Below are 20,287 nucleotides of genomic sequence, written 5' to 3' on the forward strand. Positions count from 1 at the left end.
CCCCGACCCGATTCAGCCAACGGACTGCACCATGCCCAAGGGATATGTCATCGGCCGCGCCAAGGTCACCGACGCGACCAAATGGGCGGCCTACGCCGCCAAATCTTCCGAGGTGATGAAGATCTATGGCGGCACGCCGATCGTGCGCGGCGGCCAGATGACCGTCGGCGAAGGCGAAGGGCGCGCCCGCAACGTCGTCATCGAGTTCAACGATTTCGCTTCGGCGCGAGCCTACTTGTTCTCGCCGGAATATGCCGAGGCCCGCAAGCTGCGCGAGGGCGCCGGCGAAATCGATCTCGTCGCGGTCGAGGGAGCCTGACCGATGGCGAAAGGCTACTGGATCGCGCGCGTCGATGTCGAGAACGAGGAGGCCTATGGTCGCTATCGTTCCCTGAACGCCGTCGCCTTCGCCAAATACGGTGCGAAGTTCATCGTCCGCGGCGGCGAATACAAGCTCGCCCGCGGCGAAGGTCGCAAGCACAACGTCGTCATCGAATTCAAGGACGAGGCGACGGCGCGTGCCTGCTATGCCTCGCCCGAATATCAGGAGGCGATCAAGCATCTGAGCGCCGCCGGCAAATCCGACCTCATCATCATCGGCGGCTATGAAGGCCCCCAGCCGGGCGAATAGCCTTGCCCGGCGCCGGCCTTGAGCGTGATCTCGCGCAGGAGACGCTGACCGCCATCGGCGTGATCAGCGGCACCTCGATGGACGCCATCGACGTCTCGCTGGTGACGAGCGACGGACGCGACGCCGTCTCCTTCGGCGCTGGTGCTTCCTATCCCTATCGCGATGAGACGCGCCGGGCGCTACAGGCCGTCATCGCCGATGCCGAGCGCGCCTCGGCCGAGCCGCTGGGCGAACTCGAAGCTGGCGTCACGGCCGATCATCTCGCCGCGATCCGCAGCTATGTCGCCGATCATCGCCTCGACTGGGCGGGGATCGATCTCATCGGCCTGCATGGCCAGACGATCTACCATCGCCCGGAACGGCGCTTCACCCGCCAGCTCATCGATGGGCAGGCGGTGGCCGATGCGCTCGGAATTCCCGCCGTCGACCGCTTCCGCCACGCCGATGTCGCGGCTGGCGGCGAGGGCGCGCCCTTCGCGCCGCTTTATCACCGTGCGCTGGCGCAAAGGCTGGAGCAGCCGGTGATGGTGCTGAATCTCGGCGGCGTCGGCAACGTCACCTATATCGATGGCGACACCGTCGTCGCCTTCGACACTGGCCCGGCGAGCGCGATCCTCGACGATTTCGTGCTGCGCCGGCTCGGACGGCCCTATGATGCGGACGGTGCGCTGGCGAGGAGCGGGCGCGTCCATGACGATCTCGTCGCCGGCTTCATGGCCAATCCCTTCTTCGATCGGCCGGCGCCGAAATCGCTTGATCGCAACGATTTCCATCGTCGTGCCCAGGTCGTCGAGGGGCTCTCCGATGCCGACGGTGCGGCCACGCTTTCCGCCTTCACCATCGAGAGCCTCGTTGCGGCTTTGCGCCACGTACCTCGCCCTCCGAAGCGTTGGCTCGTCGGTGGGGGCGGGCGGCTCAACCGGCATTTCATGACACGGCTCGGTGAGCGTCTCGGTGTCCCGATCGAACCGGTCGAGACTGTGGGCTGGAATGGCGATGCGCTGGAGGCGCAGATCTTCGCCTATTTCGCGATCCGCTCGGTCAAGGGATTGCCGCTCAGCCTGCCTTCCACCACCGGGGTGCCGCAGCCGATGACGGGAGGTGAACTCCACCAGCCGGCGGCGCGCGCCTGATCTCAGTTGTCATATCTCCGTCATTTGGAGGATGAGGAGGCCGGCCAGCTCGGCCTAAGCTCATTGTCGGGTGGAGGGCGAAGCGGAGAACTTCGCCGTCCTGTGGGGGGACATCGTTCCGTCGGCCCTTGTCCGGCTGGAACGGAACTCAGCGCGGCTGAAGAGGCAGGACCGCGCTACGCAGCAGCGAGACGAGCTGGCTTTGTTGGCGGGTGTTGGTCTTCTGGAAGATCCGCGCCAGATGCGTGCGTGCGGTCGAGATTCGGACGCCCTGGATATCGGCCGCTTCCGTCAGAGATGACCCGCTTGCGAGGGCGGATGCAAATTTTGCTTCGGTATCGGTCAGATCGAAGAGCTGGCGGGTGCAGGCGACGATGTCGGTCGCCGTCTCCAAGCGCCTGAGCGCGATCATGATCTGGCCATGCGATCGGGGGAGCGCAGGGGATGGAGCCGCAGGCATGACGCAGGCCGAAAGCGAATGACCGCCGTCGCTGCCATGCAGGATCATGCTCGCGTGATGGTTGGCGAGCGGATCGTGGGCGCTTCGCAGCGCGCCGTCGATCAACTGCCGCAGGCGGCGTTGATCGCCCGGCTGCCGGGCGAAGAGGCGGCCCTGACGCAGGCCGATCGCCCCGTCGGGCTCGGCCAGGATCTCGTCGGCACCTTCATTGGCATAGGATATCCGCAGTTCCGCATCGAGGACCGCGATGCCCAGCGCGAGCCGGTCGAGCGCACCGCGCGCCTCGTCGCGCTGGACCTTGACGCGGCCGATATGGCGACGCAGCTCGGCGACACGCCGCAGCACCGGATAGAGCTTGCGCAGCAGTGCGGCGTCCTCGTTGTCGAAGCCGTCCTGGTTGCGGCCGCGCTGCACGTCGAAGAACCAGAAGGCCTGCCCTTTCTCGGCCAGGCGGCAGGCCATGCCGCCATACATGTCCTGCGGGCGCATCCACTCCTGCCAGACGCGCGAGCATCGCAGGGGCTCGATGCCGTAGACCTGATGATCCCGGTAGACCTCCCCGAGCGGGATGCCGCGCAGCGCCATGCCCATCTCGACAAATTCCGACGCCAGCTCGCCGAAGCAATGTTCCTGCAAGGCTGCGTCGTGATGGGTGGCATAGGCGGCCCAGTCTTCCGGATCGGGGCCTATGCTGGCGAAGCAGGCTTTCGAGCCATTGAAAAGCCGTCGCATCGTCTCGGCGGCGACCGGCATCTGCTCCTCGTCCATGGCGCCGGCCAGCAACTGGTCGATCGCGGTCATGACGGTGTCGACATCCGGATGCGCCATGAATGCCCCCAGCTCTCGTATATCCGGCACGATCGTGCGGCGCGCAGGTTAGCAGTATGGGCGGGTGACGAAAAGTCCAAAAACAATCCAAACTTTTACGCGCTTTTCTGCGCGATCGAGCTGGTCTGGAAATCGGTGACGGCGGCGATCTCGTCGGACGAAGGCAGGGCATCGAAGACGCCGTGCCGTGTTGTCGTCAGCGCGCCGGCGGCGGCGGCATCGCGTAGCGCCTTGGCCAGCGGCAGGCCCTCGGCCAGGCGGACACCGAGCGTCGCGGCAAACGCGTCGCCGGCGCCGAGCGTGTCGATCGCATCGACGGGAAAGCTGGGCTGCAGAACAGGCTCGGCATCCGCCATGACCGCAATGGCGCCTGCCGCGCCGCGGGTCAGCACAACGAGCCCCGGGCCGCGTTCCAGGATCGCCGGGCCCAGTTCAGCGATGAAGCGCGGGGGTGTTGCAATATCCTCATCCCAGCCGAACATCGCCGCGAGGCCGCGGGCTTCGGTCTCGTTGACGATGAGAATCGAGGTCGAGCCCAGGATATCGTCGTGGATCGTCCGGAAGGGGGAGGGGTTCAGCAGGGTCGGCACGCCCGCGCGCTGCGCCAGGGCGAAGGCCTCGCGGATCGGCGCGTCCGCGATCTCGAACTGGGCTGCGACCAGAGCCGCGCCCTCGATTGCCCGCGCCTTCTCCCGGACATGGGCGGCCGAAAGGGCCAGATTGACGCCGGAGGCGATGGCGAGGCTGGTCTCGCCGGCTGCATCGATGAAGGCGACGCCGCTCCCGGTCTGGCCCGCGATGCGCACGAGCATGGTCTCCGGCAGGTCGGCGTGCTCCAGCGCCGGGACGGCGAAGCTGGCCGCAAGATCGTCGCCTACCGCCATCAGCCCATCGACGGCGACACCGAGACGGCGCGCCATGATGGCCTGGTTCATACCCTTGCCGCCGGGCTCGATGGTCACCCGCTCGGCGGTGATGGATTCGCCCGGGCGAGGAAAACGCCCGACCTTCGCCGAGCAGGCGAGGACGAAGCTTCCGAGAACGAAGATCGACTTATCGAGCATAGGGTTTGATTTTCCTAGCCACGAACTGCTACGCGGGTTGTGTCACGATCATGCAACCGATGACAGCGCCTAAGCCTCCAATTCCCAAGCGGCCGTTCCAGGAGCTTCTGGAACTGCGCAGCGATACCGCCAAGCCGCTTTATCAGCAGCTTGAGGATCAGTTGGCGCGACTGATCGGCGATGGAGTCCTGCCGCCCGGCATGACCCTTCCGGCCGAACGCGAACTCGCCGAACGGCTCAGCATCAGCCGCACCACCGTACAACGATCCTATAATACGCTGCGACAGCGTAAATTGTTGAGTGCGCAGGGACGTCTGGGCTCGATCGTGCAGGGGCCGGGGCCTCGGCTGCATTCCGGCATGGACCGGCTGAAGGGCTTCACCGAGGAAATGCGCGAGCTTGGCCGGGTGCCGTCCTCACTGATTCTGGAGCGTGCGGTGGTCAACGACCGTTCCATCGCCTCGATCTTCGGGGAGACGTCTCACGCGAGCTTCCTGAAGCTCGTCCGCGTGCGCTCCGGCGACGGCATCCCGATGTCGCGCGAGGTCGCCTGGTACAATCTCGAGCGCGCGCCGGAGTTGGCCAAGGCCGACCTGACGGGCTCGGTCTATGCCACGCTCGCCGGTTTCGGCCATCCGCTGATGCGCTGCGACCAGACCATCGAAGCCGCCGCGCCGACCGAAGAGGAATGCACGATCTTCGGTTTCCGGCAGCCGGTGCCCTGCCTGCTGATCAAGCGACGCAGCTATGGCGCCGAGAGCGAGATGCTCGAATATGTCGAGGGGTTGTTCCGGGGCGATACCTACACTTACCGGCTCGCGCTGAAGGTCTGAACCGGCCGGCGTGGTTACCCCTGCGTGAAGCCAATCCCATTCCAAAATCTGCAAGGGCTTTGAACCGTTCCGCGCCTCCGCGCGACGAATGGAAATCGAGGCGCATCTCCGGGGCTTTCCCCGCATCGGATACGCGGCGATCCAAGGATTGCAGGGATGGGTATTGCGATGTCATTCCATGTTTCGATCATCGGCAGGGCTCCCTACACGCCGCCGCCACCGCGCCGGGAAATGCCGGAAGACGCGGAGACGGCCTCGAAACCCGTCTTTGTCATCGATGCCGGCTTGAACATGCGTTTCGGCAATCGCGGCGCGGCGGCGCTCGCCTGCGACGGCCTTGGCGATACGGATCGCTTCACGGCCTGCGACAAGGATTTCATGGCGCGTCTCCAGGTCTGGATGAAGCGTTGCCGGGCGGGCGCCGTGGCCGGGGAGACGCGCCTGCCGCTCGCCCTGCGCTGCGGGCGCCAGGTCGCGATCGATGCCGTGCATTTGGCGAGCATCGAGCTGTTTGTCCTGACGGTGGACGACCCCGAAAGCGCGATTGAGCGCAAGGTGGCGGAGGTCAGCGAGGCCTGCGGGCTGACGCCGACGGAGGAGCGCATGCTGGCGCTCATGGTCGAAGGGCTCGACACCATCATCGCCGCCAAGCGGCTCGGCATCGCCCCGACAACCGCACGCACCCACCTTCAGCGCCTCTTCGCCAAGACGGGAACGGCCCGCCAGAGCGAGCTCGTCCGCTTCGTCGCGACCTATGTCGAGGAGGCCCGCTGAGCGGATTCGCTCAAGGGCGGGCGATCTCGCTGGCGCTCGATATTGACACGGTTCGTCATCGGCAGCCCTCTGTGCCGATGTGCGGGCGCCCGCACCGTCCGGAGCGACCGCGACCATGGCTGAGACGCTGGCGGCCCTCACCTTCTGCGCCCTGCTGAGCGCAAGCGCCTTCTTCGGCGTGAAGCTGCGCGGCTGGCTGCCGGAAGAGCATCTGTCAGAGCGCACCATGGAGGCCCTGCGGCTGGTGACGAGCCTTCTCGTCACCTTCGCGGCGCTGGTGCTCAGCCTCCAGCTTTCCAACGTCAAGGCGGCTTTCGACAAGGCCTATCGCGATCGCAACGCCGATGCGGCCCAGCTCGCGCAGCTCGACGAATGCCTGCGCAGCTACGGCCCGGATGCCGCGCCCATCCGTCTCGACCTGCGAAGCTACACCGCCGCGGTCATCGCCAGCACATGGCCCCGGGAGCCGAAGCCGACCGGGGTGTCCTATCCCGACACCGCCGCCATGGCCCGTGAAGGCGAGGACATGTCGCTCAGCGCGCTGGTCAACCGCATCGGCCGCACGATCAACGGCCTGTCGCCCGCCGATACGCTCCACGTCAATCTCGCCGCCGAATGCCGGTCGGCCTATCTGCAACTCCAGCAGCGACGCTGGGATGTGATCGAGGACGTCCGTGGCCCCGTCTCGCCGCTGTTCTCAAGCATCCTGACCTTCTGGCTGATGCTGGTTTTCCTGAGTTTCGGCCTGCAGATCCCGCCCAAGCGCCTCGCGGCGATCATGCTGGCCATCGGCATCGTCTCGATCTCGACGGTGATGTTCGTGATCACCGATCTCGAGACGCACTATGCGGGGTTGTTCGGTATCCCCAGCACCTCGATGCGCGATGCCCTGGCGAGCATGATCCGCTGACCTGCTGGTTCTGTTGGCGCGGAGCTTGCCAAGAGACGTATGATCGGGTGCGATGGCATCGCTTACGCGACACGATACAAACGATACGATCTCGATACGAGGCAGGGGACAGGCAGATGACGCGCAGGATGACGGGGTTGAAATTAGGGCTGGCGCTGGCGGCGTCGCTCCTTGCGCTCGGCGTGGCGCAGGCCCAGGCGCCGAAGAAGGGCGGCACGGTCCATGTCGTGGTCCAGCCCGAGCCGCCGATGCTGATGCAGGGCCTCAATCAGAACGGCCCGACCAACATGGTCGCGGGCAACATCTACGAATCGCTGCTGCGCTATGACGAGAAGCTCAATCCACAGCCCTCGCTCGCCAAGAGCTGGGAGGTCTCTGCGGACGCCAAGGTCTACACCTTCAAGCTCCAGGAGGGCGTGAAGTGGCATGACGGCAAGCCCTTCACCGCCGACGACGTCGTCTTCACCCTCGACAAGTTCCTGCGCGACGTCCATCCGCGCTGGCGCCCGATCGTCAACGCCCAGGTCGACAAGATCGAGAAGGTCGACGACTTCACCGTCAAGATCACGCTGAAGCAGCCCTTCGGCCCGATGGTCATGACGCAGGAGGTCGCCTCCGCGCCGATGATCCCGAAGCATATCTATGACGGCAGCGACTATCGCGCGAACCCGGCCAACAACACGCCGATCGGCACCGGCCCCTACAAGCTCAAGGAATGGAAGAAGGGTTCCTACATCCACCTCGTGCGGAACGAGGACTACTGGCTGAAGGACAAGCCGAGCCTCGACGAAATCTATTGGCAGATCATTCCCGATGCAGCCGCGCGCGCGGTTGCCTACGAGACGGGCAAGGTCGATGTGCTGACCGGCGGATCGGTCGATGTCTACGACGTCAAGCGCCTCGCCAAGCTGCCCAACAGCTGCGTGACGACCAAGGGCTGGGAGATGTTTGCACCCCATGCCTGGCTCACCGTGAACATCGCCAAGGGCGGGCCGCTCGCCAACAAGCAGTTCCGCCAGGGCATGATGTACGCGATCGATCGCGACTTCGGGAAGGATGTGGTCTGGGATGGACTCGGCAAGCTGCCGACCGGCCCGATCTCATCGAAGACGAGGTTCTATTCGGCCGATGTCCCGAAATACACTTACGACGTCGCCAAGGCGAAGGAGCTGATCAAGGCCTCCGGCTACAAGGGCGAGCCGCTCAAGATCCTGGCGCTGCCCTATGGCGAGACCTGGAGCCGCTGGGCCGAGGCGATCAAGCAGAACTTCGCCGATGCCGGCATCAACGTCGCGATCGAGACGACCGATGTTCCCGGCTGGACCCAGAAGGCCTCGAACGGCGATTTCGACCTGACCTTCAACTTCCTTTACCAGCTCGGCGACCCCGCGATCGGCGTCGCCCGGAACTATATCTCGACCAACATCGTCAAGGGCAATCCGTTCGGCAACCAGGGCGCCTATGTGAACCCCGAGGTCGACAAGCTCTTCGCGGAAGCCGCGATCGCATCGACCGATGCGGCGCGGCAGGAGCTCTACACCAAGGTCCAGAAGATCCTGGTCGAGGATGTGCCGGTGCTCTGGCTGCTCGAGATGGACTTCCCGACCATCTATCGCTGCAACGTCAAGAACCTCGTCACCACCGGCATCGGCGTGAACGACGGCTTCCGCGACGCCTGGAAGGAGTGACGGGGAAGGTTCGCAGCGGAGCCGTCATCCCGGACAAGCGACGAAGTCGCGCTGATCCGGGGTCCATGCCTGAACCATTCCGGCATGGATCCCGGGTCTTCGCTTCGCTCCGCCCGGGATGACCGGCGAGCAGGATCGAGAGCTGAAGACCAGACCCTATGAATCTCGCACAATTCCTCGCCGGCCGGCTCGTGAAGGGCGTTCTCGTGCTCTTCGCGATCGCCGTGCTGAATTTTCTGCTGATCCGCGCCGCGCCGGGCGATCCGGCGCAGGTGCTCGCCGGCGAGGCCGGGGCCGCCGATGCGCAGCTCCTCGAGCAGCTGCGCGCCCGCTTCGGCCTCGACCAGCCCTTCCTGACGCAGCTCTGGATCTATCTGAAGGGCTATCTCACCTTTGATCTCGGCTTCAGCTATCGCCAGCAGCAGCCGGTGCTGAGCCTGATCATGGAACGCCTGCCGGCGACGCTGCTGCTGACGGGGGCGGCCTTCCTCGTCTCGCTCGTTGTCGGCACGGCTATGGGCGCGCTCGCCGCGCGCCGGGCCGGCAAATGGTCCGACAGCCTGATCACCACGCTGGCCCTGATCTTCTACGCGACGCCCTTGTTCTGGATCGCCCTGATGAGCCAGATCGTCTTCTCGCTGAAGCTCGGCCTCGTCCCCAATGTCGGCTATGAGACCATCGGCGCGAACTATACCGGCCTGGCGCGGGCGCTCGACATCGCCCAGCACCTTATCCTGCCGTCGCTGACGCTCGGCCTGTTCTTCACCGCGCTCTATGCCCGGATGATGCGCGCCTCGATGCTGGAGGTGGCCGGTGCCGACTTCGTCAAGACGGCCCGCGCCAAGGGGGTCTCGCAATCCCGCGTCTGGCGCCGGCACGTCGCGCGCAACGCCATCCTGCCGGTGGTGACGCTTGCCGGTCTGCAGGCCGGCCAGCTCGTCGGCGGCGCCGTGCTGACCGAGACCGTCTTCGCCTGGCCGGGCATCGGCCGGCTGATGTTCGATGCGCTGGTGCAGCGCGACTATTCCGTGCTGCTCGGCGTCTTCTTCATCTCCTCGGCCATGGTCGTCGGCTTCAACATCCTCACCGATCTGGTCTACCGGATCGCCGATCCGCGCATCGAGGCGAACGCATGATGGCCTTCATGTCGGTTTTCCTCAGCCCTCATCCTGAGGAGGCCCGTCAGGGCCGTCTCGAAGGATGCTTCAGAAGGCTCCGGAACACGCTGGATCATCCTTCGAGACGCGCCTGCGGCGCTCCTCAGGACGAAGGCTCTGGAGGCAGGTCGCGATGAACTTCCTCAAGCGTTTCGTCCGCAATCGCGGCGCCGTCATCGGCATCGCCATCCTGCTCGCCGTGGTCGCCTTCGCGATCCTGGCGCCGACGCTCTATCCGCAATCGCCATGGCGCCCGGTGGCGCGGCCCTTCCTCGCGCCCTTCACCATGGAGCGCTTCCCGCTCGGCACCGACACGCTCGGCCGCAACCTCGCCGCCGGCCTCGTCCATGGCGCGCGCGTGTCGCTGATGATCGGTGTGGTCTCGACGCTGGTTGCGCTGGTGATCGGCGTGCCGCTCGGCGCCGCCGCCGGCTATGCCGGGGGCTTCGTCGACGATGCGCTGATGCGCTTCACCGAGTTCTTCCAGACGATTCCCTCCTTCGCGCTCGCCATCGTGCTGGTCGCGATCCTGCAGCCGCAGCTCGGCTCGATCGTGCTCGCCATCGGCGTGGTGAGCTGGCCGCCGGTGGCGCGGCTGGTGCGAGGGGAGGTGCTCTCGCTGAGATCACGCGAATATGTCCAGGCCGCCGTCACCATCGGCCAGTCGACCCCGCGCATCATCTTCAGCCAGGTGCTGCCCAATACCATCGCACCGATCATCGTCATGGGCTCGCTGATGATCGGCTCGGCGATCCTGCTCGAATCCTCGCTCTCCTTCCTCGGGCTGGGCGATCCCAACCTGATGAGCTGGGGCTACATGGTCGGCGCCGGCCGCACCCGCCTGCTCGACGCCTGGTGGATCAGCTTCTTTCCGGGGCTCGCGATCTTCCTGACGGTGCTGGCGCTGAACCTCGCCGGCGAGGGGCTGAACGACGCGCTCAATCCGCGCCTGGCACGGGGGCGCGAATGACCGCTCCCGCACTTTCCATCGAAGCGCTGACGCTGGCGCTGCCGGCCATGGCCGATCGCGCCCACGCGGTCGAGAACATCTCGCTCGTCATCCAGCCGGGCGAGACGCTCTGCGTCGTCGGCGAATCCGGTTCCGGCAAGTCGATGATCGCGCATGCCGTGATGGGCCTGCTGCCCAAGGCGGTGAAGCCCGTCGCCGGAGCGATCAAGCTCGCCGGTCGCGATCTCCTCGCACTCGACGAACAGGCGATGCAGGATGTGCGCGGCCGCGAGGTCGGCATGATCTTCCAGGAGCCGATGACCTCGCTCAACCCGGTCATGCGCATCTCCGACCAGATCGTCGAGACCTTCGAGGCCCACGGCCTGCACGACCGGGCGACGCGCCGGGCCCGCGCCATCGATCTGCTGACCGAGGTCGGCCTGCCCGATCCGCCGCGCCTGGCCAAGGCCTATCCGCACGAGCTATCCGGCGGCCAGCGCCAGCGTGTCATGATCGCGATGGCGCTCGCATTGGAGCCCAAGCTCCTGATCGCCGACGAGCCGACCACGGCGCTTGACGTGACGACGCAGGCGCAGATCCTCAAGCTCATCGACAATCTGCGCCACCGCCACGGCACCGCCGTGCTCTTCATCACCCATGACATGGGCGTCGTCGCCGAGATCGCCGACCGCATCGCCGTGCTGGAGAAGGGCGTGCTGGTCGAGGAGGGCACCGCCGATCAGGTGCTCGGCGCCCCGCGGCATCCCTATACGCAGAAGCTGCTCGCCGCCGTGCCCTCGCTGACGCCGGCGCAGCTCCCGCCGTTGCCGGACACCGCGCCGGTCATCAGCGTCGAAGGGCTGGGCAAGACCTATCGCAAGCGCTCGTTCTTCGGCGTCGCGCGCGAGGTCAAGGCGGCCGACGACATCTCCTTCTCGCTGGTCCGCGGCGAGACGCTCGGCCTCGTCGGCGAGTCCGGTTCCGGCAAATCGACCGTCGGGCGCTGCTGTTTGCGCCTGATCGAGCCGGATCGCGGCCGTATCGCGCTCGGCGATCTCGTGCTCTCCGAGTTGAGCGCGCGCGAATTGCGCCGCCAGCGCAAGCGCATCCAGATGGTCTTCCAGGACCCTTTCGCCTCGCTCAACCCGCGCCAGACGGTCGGCCGCATCATCTCGGACGGCCCCGTCGCCCATGGCACGTCGCGCCGGGAGGCCTTGGCGCGGGCGAAGGAGCTGTTGGAGCTCGTCGGCCTCTCCGCCAATGCGATCGATCGCTATCCTCATGAATTCTCCGGCGGCCAGCGTCAGCGCGTCGGCATCGCAAGGGCGCTCGCGCTCGAGCCTGACGTGCTGGTCGCGGACGAGGCGGTCTCGGCGCTGGACGTCTCCGTGCAGGCGCAGATCCTGAAGCTGATCAAGGATATCCAGGCCCGGCTCGGCCTCGCCATTCTCTTCGTCACCCACGATTTGCGCGTCGCGGCACAGATCTGCGACCGCATCGCGGTGATGCAGCGCGGGCGCATCGTCGAGACCGGCCCGACCGCCGCACTCTTCGCCGACCCGCAGCACGAGTATACGCGGCAGCTGCTGGCGGCAGTGCCGGGCGGCGGGCGCTTCGGGCACTAATCGAGATATCGTCGCGGCTGGGATCGTCCGGGCCGCGACACCCTGCGCCGGAGCCTGCCCATGCCGCTCGATCCCGCCCTTCGCGACAAGATCCTGGCCGCCGTCGAGGCGGGCTTCGACCAGCAGGTTGCCTATACGCAGGAGCTCATCCGCTTCGGCTCCGTGCGCGGGCAGGAGCACACGGTCCAGGATTTCGTCTTCCGCGCTCTGAAGCAGCGCGGCTTCACCATGGACCGCTTCGCCATGGACCGCGAGGCGATCGCCGCCCATCCCGGCGGCGCGCCTTTCTCGGATACGCATTCCGATGCGCCGATCGTCGTCGGCATTCACCATCCGCGCGAGGAGAAGGGCCGCTCCCTCATCCTCCAGGCCCATGTCGACGTGGTGCCGACCGGCCCGGCCGATCAATGGACGCATCCGCCCTTCGATCCCGTCATCGAGGGCGATTGGCTCTATGGCCGCGGCGGCGCCGACATGAAGGCCGGCCACGCGGCCAACCTCGCCTGCCTCGATGCGCTCAGGCGCATCGGCATGCAGCCGGCCGCGACCGTGTATGTGCAGTCGGTGGTCGAGGAGGAATCGACCGGCAACGGCGCGCTGATGACGCATCTGCGCGGTTATCGTGCCGATGCCGTGCTGATCCCGGAACCCGAGGAAGAGATGCTGGTGCGCGCCAATACGGGCGTGCTCTGGTTCCAGGTCGAGGTGCGCGGCAAGCCGGTGCATGTGCGCGAGATGGGCGCCGGCGCCAACGCGATCGACGCGGCCTATCGCGTGATCGCTGCGCTGCGCGAGCTGGAAGAGGAGCTCAACCGCGAGAAGGTGGGCCGGCCGCATTTCGAGGATGTCGCCCATCCGATCAACCTGAACGTCGGCAAGATCGAGGGCGGCGACTGGGCCTCCTCCGTGCCGTGCTGGTGCCGGCTCGATTGCCGCATCGGCCTCTATCCCGGCGTCAGCGCCGAGGAACTGGCCAAGCGGATCGAGGCCTGCGTGCTGGCCTTTGCCCGCAACGACAAGTTCCTGGCCAACAACCCGCCACGCGTCGGCTTCAACGGCTTCTACGCGGAAGGCTACGTATTGGAGCCCGGCAGCGAAGCCGAGGCCGTGCTTGGTCGCGCCCATACCGCCGCGACCGGCCAGCCGCTGAAGAGCTTCATGACGGCGGGCTATCTCGATACCCGCGTCTATGCGCTCTACGACAAGGTCCCGGCGCTCTGCTACGGCCCGATCTCGGAGAACATCCACGCCTTCGACGAGCGTGTCAGCCTCGCCTCGCTGAAGCGCATCACCGGCACCATGGCGCTCTTCGTCGCCGAATGGTGCGGGCTCGAAAGCCTCGAAGCTTGACCGGGCCGGGGCTCGGCCCGAGCCGGGCGCTGCTGCTCGTCCCGCTGCTCGGGCTGCTCTGGGGCTTCAACTGGCCCGCGGTCCGCATCTCGCTCACTGAGATCGCACCTTGGACTCTGCGTGCTGCCGGCATGAGCTTCGCTGGCCTCGTGCTCGTCGCGGTCGCCCTGGCGCGCGGCGTGCCGCTCGCCGTCCCGCGCGGACAATGGCTGCGCCTCGTTGTCGCCGGCATTCTCTCGATCGCGGCCTTCAATGTGCTGCTCGCCTTCGCGCAGCTCGCGGCGCCGACATCGCGCGCCGCGATCCTGACCTTCACCATGCCGATCTGGGCGACGCTGCTCGCCCGCCTCGTCCTTGGCGAAGCGTTCGACGCCAGGCGTCTCGCCGGTCTCGCGCTGGGCATCGCCGGCCTGCTCTGCCTCGGCCTGCCGCTGATCGCCGCCGGCCAGCTCTCCTTCGGCCTGATGCTCGCCTTGTTCGCGGCGGTGAGCTGGGCGCTCGGCACGATCGTGACCAAGCGCTGGCCGGTCTCTGCCCCGGCCCTGACGATCGCCGCCTGGCAATTGCTGATCGGCGGCCTCGTCGCCGGTGTCGGCATGCTCGTCTTCGAGGGCGTGCCCGTGCCGAAGTTGCTCTCGCCGCGCGTGCTGGCGGCGCTGAGCTTCCACATCGTCGGCGCACAGGCGCTAGCCTATTTCCTGTGGTTCACGGTGGTGGCGCGGCTGCCGGCTGGCATCGCCAGCCTGGGCACGCTGATGGTTCCGGCCATCGGCGTGCTCGGCTCGGTGCTGCTGCTAGGCGAGCGGCCGACGCCGACAGACTGGCTCGGACTCGCTTTGGTGGTCGCGGCATCCGGCGCGATTATGATCCCGGCTCGCCGCGCCTGATGGACAGAGCGAGCTTGCGGCCAGCGTGCTCCATTCGCAAAGCCACTGGAGAGCATCCGGATATTTAATTTTGGGATGAAGGGTGACGTTCTATTTGAAGGTGGCGTCGTCTCGCATCGCGATGCCGTCCGCGCATCCAGGGGGACAAGGATTGTCCAAACCGTCGCAGATCGTCGCTTTTCTTTTCCTGCTGGCATTCTGCCCGCAGATGGCCTTCGGACAGACCATGACCGCCACCAGCCTCCATGCCGCTGCGGCCCGCGACGATGTCGGGGCGATCAAGCGCCTTCTCGCCGGTGGCGCCGCCATCGACGGGCGCGACGCGCGCGGCCGCACGGCGCTTCTCGTCGCCACACATGAAAACCGCATCGACGCCGCCAGGGCGTTGATCGAGGCGGGAGCGGACGTCAACGCGAAGGACGCCATCAACGACAGCCCATACCTCTATGCCGGCGCGAGCGGCCATCTCGCCATCCTCAAGCTGACGCTGTCTCACGGAGCCGATCTGAAGAGCACCAATCGCTATGGCGGCACGGCGCTGATCCCGGCCTGCGAGCGCGGCCATGTCGAGACGGTGCGCACGCTGCTCGCGGCCGGCGTGGCCGTCGACCACGTCAACAATCTCGGCTGGACCGGGCTGCTCGAGGCGATCATCCTCAGTGACGGAGGGCCGGCGCATCAGCAGATCGTCAAGGACCTGATCGCCGCCGGAGCCGATGTGAACCTGGCCGATCGCGACGGCGTCACCCCGCTCCGGCATGCCCGCAGCCGCGGCTATGCCAAGATCGAGCAGATGTTGCGCGCGGCCGGTGCCCGCTGAGCGCAAACGAAGACCGGCTACGTGTCTATCCGCCTTGAAGGCGCGCCGCCGGGCCTTTCAGGCCTTCTCGCCGAGATAGGCGGTGGCATCGATCTCGACGATACAGTCCGGCGAGCCGAGGCCGTTGACGATGCAGGACACCCGATGCGGTGAGGCTTCCCCGAAATTGGCGAAATAGACCTCGTTCATCGGTTCCCAATAAGCGCGGTCGGTGACGTAGACGGTGCATTTGACGACATCGGCGAGGTTCCCGCCGGCCTCTTCGAGCAGCGCCTTGATGTTGTCGATGCATTGCTGGGTCTGGCGCCGCGGATCGCCGACGGCGAGCTTGCCGTCCCGGTCGGTGCCGATGCAGCAGACGAACATGAAATCGCCGGCGACTGTCGCCTGTGCGAAGGGCAGCCGGCCCTTGTAGACGCGGTCCGAGGAAATGATGCGTTTGGGCATGGCGAGCTCCGTCGTCGTTTCCCGCCATGTGGCGGCAAAAGATGGAGATCGTCTTTACGCCGGGAAAAGGCAGCCCAGGCTCGGCCGCCACAGCCGTATAAGACCTGCCCTGCGGCGCTCGAATACAGGAATGCGAGATAGGAGAGGCTGGTGCTGCGAGAGAGGATTGAACTCTCGACCTCTCCATTACCAATGGAGTGCTCTACCACTGAGCTACCGCAGCAGGTCCGGCGGCCGGGCGCATCGCTGTCGCTCTGAGGCGGTTGCGGGCGCTGGGCGTCGTTCCGAAGCGGCGCCCTGATGCCACATGCGCGGGGCGGGCGCAACCCGCTCTCTCAATCCGGCAGCAATAATCGTGGATCGATCCGGAAGAGTCGGCCATCGCCGAGCAGATGCGCGCTCAGGCCTTCGCGGAACAAGGGGCGGAAGGCTGCGTCCCGCAGGTTGAGGCCACCGGCATAAGCGCCCATTGCCGGCATCACGCAACGGCGTGGCGACAGCGCGAAGCAACGGCGTCTCAGGCCCCGGCCGCGCATCCTCACCTTGGCGGCGGGGTGCAGATGGCCGGCGATCTCATATCCGTCCTCGTCCGGATCGGGCTCGTGGCGCAGCGTCACGCCGGAAAGCGCGATCGCCGCCGCGCTCTCGCCGCCGACGCGGGCGCTGATCGAGGGGTCGTGGTTGCCGGTGATCCAGAGCCAGTCGCGGCCTTGCTGCAGCAGGCGCAGCGAAGCCAGGCTCTGTGGCGCGAGCCGCTCCTCCGCCTGCCGATCATGAAAGCTGTCGCCGAGCGCGATCACGCAGCGCGGCTGCAGGCGCAGGATCGCAGCAGTGAGCGCGGCCAGTGTCGCCGTGGAATCATAGGGCGGCAGCATCACACCGCGCGCCGCATAGGCGGAGCCTTTCTCGAGATGCAGGTCCGCGACGACGAGCGCGCGCTCCTCCGGCAGCCAGAGCGCGCCGGAGATGTCGGGCACGATCGCGAGCCGGCCGAGCATGAAGGCCGCTTCCGTCACTGTCATGCGCTGTGCCAGCGTCACGCCATCGCCTCTTCGATCAGCATAGCTTCCGCCTCCGCCAGGATCTCGTCCGCCGCCTCGCCAAAGACCGCCTCGCGCCCGATCTCGAGCATCACGGAGACCCCGAGCGGCGAAACATGGTCGAGCGGCTGATGAACGATTCGGCCGCTGATTCGTGTCAGCATCTCACCGAGCCGGCGAATGTCGAGCAGGCCCGTCGCCGCATCGGCGCGCGCGGCCTTGAGCAGGATGTGGTCGGGCTCGTGCCGCCGCAGCACGTCATAGACCAGGTCGGTCGAGATCGTCACCTGCCTGCCGCTCTTCTCCTGGCCCGGATAGCGCCGCTCGATCAGCCCGCCGATGATGGCGCAGGCCCGGAACGTGCGCTTCATCAGCGCCGATTCCGCCATCCACTCCTCGAGATCGTCGCCAAGCATATCCTGCGCGAACAGGTCATCGAGGCTGAGAGCGCCGCGTGCGATCGCCGCGGACATATCGGCGAGCGTCCAGCAGGCCATGCCGTAATCGTTGCAGACGAAGCCGAGCGGCCGCATCCGGGCCCGCTCCAGCCGGCGCGTCAGCAGCATGCCGAGGGTCTGATGGGCGAGGCGGCCCTCGAACGGGTAGGCGACGAGATAGAAGCGTCCGCCGCGTGGAAAGGTCTCGATCAGAAGCTCGCCGGGCTTTGGGACTCGTGACTTCAGCTTCTGCGCATGCAGCCAGGCCGAGACCTCCTCCGGCAGCGTGTTCCAGAGATGTGGCGAGGCCAGCATGGCGCGGACGCGCGCGGCCAGGAAGGTCGAGAGCGGGAACTTGCCGCCGTTATAGGAGGGAACCTTCGGATCGGTACCGGCGGCGGCGCGCGAGCAGACCGCCTCGTTCTCGACGATGCCCTCGAAGCGCAGGACCTCTCCGGCGAAGACGAAGGTATCGCCCGGCACCATGGTCTCGGCGAAATACTCCTCGACCTCGCCGAGAATCCGCCCGCCGCGCGTGATCGTGGCAGACCGGCCGGGCCGACTCGTGCGCGCGCGTCCGAGCCGGACCTTGAGCATCGCGGCCTCGACGATGGTGCCGACATTCATGCGGTATTGCTGGATGACGCGGGCATGGCTCGCACGCCACAAGCCGCTCTTGTCCTGCCGCAGCTTGGCGAAGCGCTCATAGCTCTTCAGTGCATAGCCGCCGGTCGCGACGAAATTGACGACGGCGTCGAAATCGGCGCGGGCGAGATCGGCATAAGGGGAGGCGGTACGAACCTCCTCATAGAGCGCGTCGGCCTCGAATCCGTCCGAGCAGGCGACGCCGAGGACGTGCTGGGCGAGCACGTCGAGCGCGCCCAGGCGCGGCGGCGGCGTGTCCTGCGCGGCTTCGTGCACGGCTTCCAAGGCCGCGCGGCACTCCAGCAGCTCGAAGCGGTTTGAGGGCACGAGCAGCGCCTCGGAGGGCTCGTCCATGCGGTGGTTGGAGCGGCCGATGCGCTGGATCATCCGGCTCGCGCCCTTGGGCGCACCGAGATTGACGACGAGATCGACATCGCCCCAGTCGATGCCGAGATCGAGCGTCGCGGTGCAGACCACGGCCTTGAGGCGCCCATCCGCCATCGCGGCCTCGACCTTGCGGCGCTGCTGGGCGTCGAGCGAGCCGTGATGCAGCGCGATAGGCAGGTTGTCGTCGTTGAGGTTCCATAGCGCCTGGAAGGCGAATTCCGCCTGCATGCGCGTGTTGACGAAGACCAGCGTGAGCTTGTGCGTTCGGATGGCCTCATAGACCTCGGCCATCGCATGCAGCGTCGTATGCCCCGCGATAGGCAGGCGGCGTTCCGTGTCGAGGATGCCGATGCGCGGCTTCGCGCCGCCCGCGACGGTGACCAGCCCGGCGGGCGTCTTGGCTCCGCCGAGATAAAGCTGCAGATCGGCGGGCTCGCGCACCGTCGCCGAGAGGCCGACGGCCGAGACCTGCGGTGCCAGCGCCTTGAGCCTGGCAAGGTCGAGCGAGAGCAGGTCGCCGCGCTTGGAGGTGACGAGCGCGTGCAGTTCGTCGAGCACGATGCGGCGAAGGTTGGCGAAGAAGGGCGCAGCGTCGCGATGCGAGACGAGGAGCGCCAACTGCTCCGGTGTCGTCAACAGGATATCGGGCGGGCGCTGGATCTGGCGCGTGCGCTTGGCGGCGGAGGTGTCGCCAGTGCGGGTTTCGATGGTGATGGGCAGCCCCATCTCGCGCACGGGCGCTTCGAGGTTGCGGGCGATGTCGACGGCGAGCGCCTTCAGCGGCGAGATGTAAATCGTGTGCAACCCGTCATGCCGGCCAGTCCGTTCGCTGAGTTCGACAAGCGAGGGCAGGAAACCGGCGAGCGTCTTGCCGGCACCAGTCGGCGCGACCAGCAGCGTCGAGCGTCCGGCGCGGGCTTCCTCCAGCAGCGCGAGCTGATGCGGCCGCACGCTCCAGCCGCGCCCAGTAAACCAGGCCTCGAAGGCGGGAGGGAGCGGGGAGGGAGCGGCCATGCACTCCAGAGATAGGACGGAGCGTGGGAGAACGAAAGGGGAATGACGCGGCCGTCATCCCCGAGGGCGCAGACGGCCGAATATCTCGCTCCCCCGCTGCATCCAATGGCGTGGCGCCGGCGTATCCCGAGCGAGGTCAGGCTCCTCCTCAAAGCCGCATATGGAGCTGGCCCGGTCGCGAACCCCCCTTTGCGGCCGGGTCTCCCATATTCCCGCCCTGAGGCGAGATCCTCAGCGCCGCTCCGCCACGACCAGCAGCCCCGGCACGGGCGCGCCGCGATCCTGCCGCGTGCTGGCGGGCTCGATGAGTAGGGGGGCAAGGCCCGCTTCATCCAGCCTCTGCTTCAGCCAAGCCTCCGCATGCGCGAACCGCCGATCCCCGCCGACGACCACGCCTTCGCCGTCATGGCTCTGCACCGTGAAGGCGAGGAGACCGCCCGGTTCCAGCACCCGCGCGCTCTGGGCGAAACAGGGCGCGAGTTCGCCGAGATAGACGAAGACGTCGGCAGCCACGACGAGATCGGCGGAAGCATCCGGGCGGCTGGCGAGGAAGCTCGTCAGCCCGGCGACCGCAAGCTTGTCGTAAAGCGGCGTTCCGTCAGGGGCCGTCTTGACCCGTGCGCGCTCGATCATGTGCGGCGAGAGATCGCAGCCGGCGATGAAGCCGCTCTGCTCGTGGATCGCCTCGCCCATCAGCCCGGTGCCGCAGCCGAGATCGTAGACGATGTCGAACCGGAAGGGCCGGCCGGCGTTGCTGCAGCAGCGGACCAGCGCGGATTTCAGCAGTTCGGGGGCGTTGTAGTGCAGGGTCTGGGTGAGATGGCTGTCAAAGCGGTCGGCATAGGCGTCGAACAGTGCGCCGGAGAAGTTCTCGGAGGTCGCCTGCTCGGCCGGCAGGGCGCCGATGCGGGCGAGGTCGAGCCGCGCACCGAAATGATCGGCGGGATCGAGGTCGAGGCATTGCCGCCAGGCCGTCGCGGCGTCCTCCTTGTGGCCGAGCGCCTCCTGCGCCAGCCCGTAGAGATGCCAGGCGGCGGTGAAATGGTAGGCCTGCGACAGGGTCTGGTCGAGGATCTCGACGGCCGCTTGCGCATCCCCGTCCTGCAGCGCAGCCTCGGCCCAGCCATAGCGGCGGTCGAGCACGGGGTCGCCGGAGCTGGCGAAATGCGTGGTCGAGCCTGTATCGGTCATACCGAACGATGTAACCG

General features: G+C 66.9%; 19 protein-coding genes and 1 tRNA gene. 13 read left to right on the forward strand and 7 right to left on the reverse strand.

All coding sequences use genetic code 11. The features are described 5' to 3' along the window. Positions 1 to 31: 31 nt before the first annotated feature. The 3 genes from AC2FAN_RS11070 to AC2FAN_RS11080 are packed head-to-tail and all read left to right on the forward strand — an operon-like array spanning position 32 to position 1,764. Positions 32 to 319: a DUF1330 domain-containing protein gene (locus tag AC2FAN_RS11070; protein ID WP_038360503.1), complete on the forward strand. Its 288-nt coding sequence runs from the start codon at positions 32 to 34 to the stop codon at positions 317 to 319. 3 nt (positions 320 to 322) lie between these two features. Further along, entirely contained in the window at positions 323 to 631 is a 309-nt protein-coding gene (locus AC2FAN_RS11075; protein WP_476804599.1) for a DUF1330 domain-containing protein, read from the forward strand. 2 nt (positions 632 to 633) lie between these two features. After that, a complete protein-coding gene (locus AC2FAN_RS11080) occupies positions 634 to 1,764 on the forward strand; it encodes an anhydro-N-acetylmuramic acid kinase (protein ID WP_476804600.1) in 1,131 nt (376 codons plus the stop codon). A 148-nt stretch (positions 1,765 to 1,912) separates the two neighbouring features. On the opposite strand, the gene AC2FAN_RS11085 is transcribed toward AC2FAN_RS11080, so the two are convergent. Further along, positions 1,913 to 3,052 carry a helix-turn-helix transcriptional regulator gene (locus AC2FAN_RS11085; RefSeq protein WP_265051974.1) on the reverse strand — a complete coding sequence of 380 codons (1,140 nt, stop codon included), beginning with the start codon at positions 3,050 to 3,052 and terminating at the stop codon, positions 1,913 to 1,915. 95 nt (positions 3,053 to 3,147) lie between these two features. Next, positions 3,148 to 4,116 carry a PfkB family carbohydrate kinase gene (locus tag AC2FAN_RS11090; protein ID WP_485174031.1) on the reverse strand — a complete coding sequence of 323 codons (969 nt, stop codon included), beginning with the start codon at positions 4,114 to 4,116 and terminating at the stop codon, positions 3,148 to 3,150. Positions 4,117 to 4,175: 59 nt separating this feature from the next. Between AC2FAN_RS11090 and AC2FAN_RS11095 the strand changes: the two genes are divergently transcribed. The 10 genes from AC2FAN_RS11095 to AC2FAN_RS11140 all read left to right on the forward strand — a co-directional run bounded on the left by AC2FAN_RS11095 (position 4,176) and on the right by AC2FAN_RS11140 (position 15,109). Next, positions 4,176 to 4,949 (forward strand): GntR family transcriptional regulator, encoded by a 774-nt coding sequence (locus AC2FAN_RS11095; protein WP_476804602.1) that lies wholly within the window; start codon positions 4,176 to 4,178, stop codon positions 4,947 to 4,949. A gap of 168 nt (positions 4,950 to 5,117) precedes the next feature. Beyond that, on the forward strand, positions 5,118 to 5,723 hold the full coding sequence (locus AC2FAN_RS11100; RefSeq protein ID WP_476804603.1) for a helix-turn-helix transcriptional regulator: 606 nt from the start codon (positions 5,118 to 5,120) through the stop codon (positions 5,721 to 5,723). Positions 5,724 to 5,838: 115 nt separating this feature from the next. Then, positions 5,839 to 6,633 carry a bestrophin-like domain gene (locus AC2FAN_RS11105; protein ID WP_476804604.1) on the forward strand — a complete coding sequence of 265 codons (795 nt, stop codon included), beginning with the start codon at positions 5,839 to 5,841 and terminating at the stop codon, positions 6,631 to 6,633. A gap of 116 nt (positions 6,634 to 6,749) precedes the next feature. Next, on the forward strand, positions 6,750 to 8,321 hold the full coding sequence (locus AC2FAN_RS11110; RefSeq protein ID WP_476804605.1) for an ABC transporter substrate-binding protein: 1,572 nt from the start codon (positions 6,750 to 6,752) through the stop codon (positions 8,319 to 8,321). A gap of 158 nt (positions 8,322 to 8,479) precedes the next feature. Continuing rightward, positions 8,480 to 9,457: an ABC transporter permease gene (locus AC2FAN_RS11115; protein WP_485174034.1), complete on the forward strand. Its 978-nt coding sequence runs from the start codon at positions 8,480 to 8,482 to the stop codon at positions 9,455 to 9,457. 154 nt (positions 9,458 to 9,611) lie between these two features. After that, positions 9,612 to 10,448 carry an ABC transporter permease gene (locus AC2FAN_RS11120; RefSeq protein ID WP_485174036.1) on the forward strand — a complete coding sequence of 279 codons (837 nt, stop codon included), beginning with the start codon at positions 9,612 to 9,614 and terminating at the stop codon, positions 10,446 to 10,448. Then, the gene (locus AC2FAN_RS11125; RefSeq protein WP_485174038.1) at positions 10,445 to 12,052 is read left to right on the forward strand and encodes an ABC transporter ATP-binding protein; all 1,608 of its coding nucleotides are present in this window, start codon (positions 10,445 to 10,447) and stop codon (positions 12,050 to 12,052) included. The genes AC2FAN_RS11120 and AC2FAN_RS11125 overlap by 4 nt, the downstream gene beginning before the upstream one ends. Before the next feature lie 60 nt (positions 12,053 to 12,112). Then, the gene (locus AC2FAN_RS11130; RefSeq protein WP_265051982.1) at positions 12,113 to 13,402 is read left to right on the forward strand and encodes an ArgE/DapE family deacylase; all 1,290 of its coding nucleotides are present in this window, start codon (positions 12,113 to 12,115) and stop codon (positions 13,400 to 13,402) included. After that, positions 13,399 to 14,289 (forward strand): DMT family transporter, encoded by an 891-nt coding sequence (locus tag AC2FAN_RS11135; protein ID WP_265051983.1) that lies wholly within the window; start codon positions 13,399 to 13,401, stop codon positions 14,287 to 14,289. The genes AC2FAN_RS11130 and AC2FAN_RS11135 overlap by 4 nt, the downstream gene beginning before the upstream one ends. 208 nt (positions 14,290 to 14,497) lie before the next feature. Beyond that, on the forward strand, positions 14,498 to 15,109 hold the full coding sequence (locus tag AC2FAN_RS11140; protein WP_442865059.1) for an ankyrin repeat domain-containing protein: 612 nt from the start codon (positions 14,498 to 14,500) through the stop codon (positions 15,107 to 15,109). A 57-nt stretch (positions 15,110 to 15,166) separates the two neighbouring features. Here the strand turns inward: AC2FAN_RS11140 and AC2FAN_RS11145 are convergent, their stop codons facing one another. From AC2FAN_RS11145 to AC2FAN_RS11165, 5 genes are all read right to left on the reverse strand, one after another. Next, positions 15,167 to 15,556: a RidA family protein gene (locus tag AC2FAN_RS11145; protein WP_265051984.1), complete on the reverse strand. Its 390-nt coding sequence runs from the start codon at positions 15,554 to 15,556 to the stop codon at positions 15,167 to 15,169. Between the two features lie 148 nt (positions 15,557 to 15,704). After that, positions 15,705 to 15,779: transfer RNA gene (locus AC2FAN_RS11150), tRNA-Thr, on the reverse strand. 112 nt (positions 15,780 to 15,891) lie between these two features. Continuing rightward, positions 15,892 to 16,596 carry a ligase-associated DNA damage response endonuclease PdeM gene (pdeM, locus tag AC2FAN_RS11155; protein ID WP_485174041.1) on the reverse strand — a complete coding sequence of 235 codons (705 nt, stop codon included), beginning with the start codon at positions 16,594 to 16,596 and terminating at the stop codon, positions 15,892 to 15,894. Beyond that, complete coding sequence (locus AC2FAN_RS11160) at positions 16,593 to 19,079, reverse strand: ligase-associated DNA damage response DEXH box helicase (protein ID WP_485174043.1); 2,487 nt, start codon at positions 19,077 to 19,079, stop codon at positions 16,593 to 16,595. Before AC2FAN_RS11160 ends, pdeM begins: the two co-directional genes overlap by 4 nt. A 231-nt stretch (positions 19,080 to 19,310) precedes the next feature. Continuing rightward, complete coding sequence (locus AC2FAN_RS11165) at positions 19,311 to 20,270, reverse strand: class I SAM-dependent methyltransferase (protein WP_485174044.1); 960 nt, start codon at positions 20,268 to 20,270, stop codon at positions 19,311 to 19,313. Between the last annotated feature and the right edge of the window lie 17 nt (positions 20,271 to 20,287).

Source organism: Allobosea sp. RIT-PG3_2 (assembly GCF_057321085.1).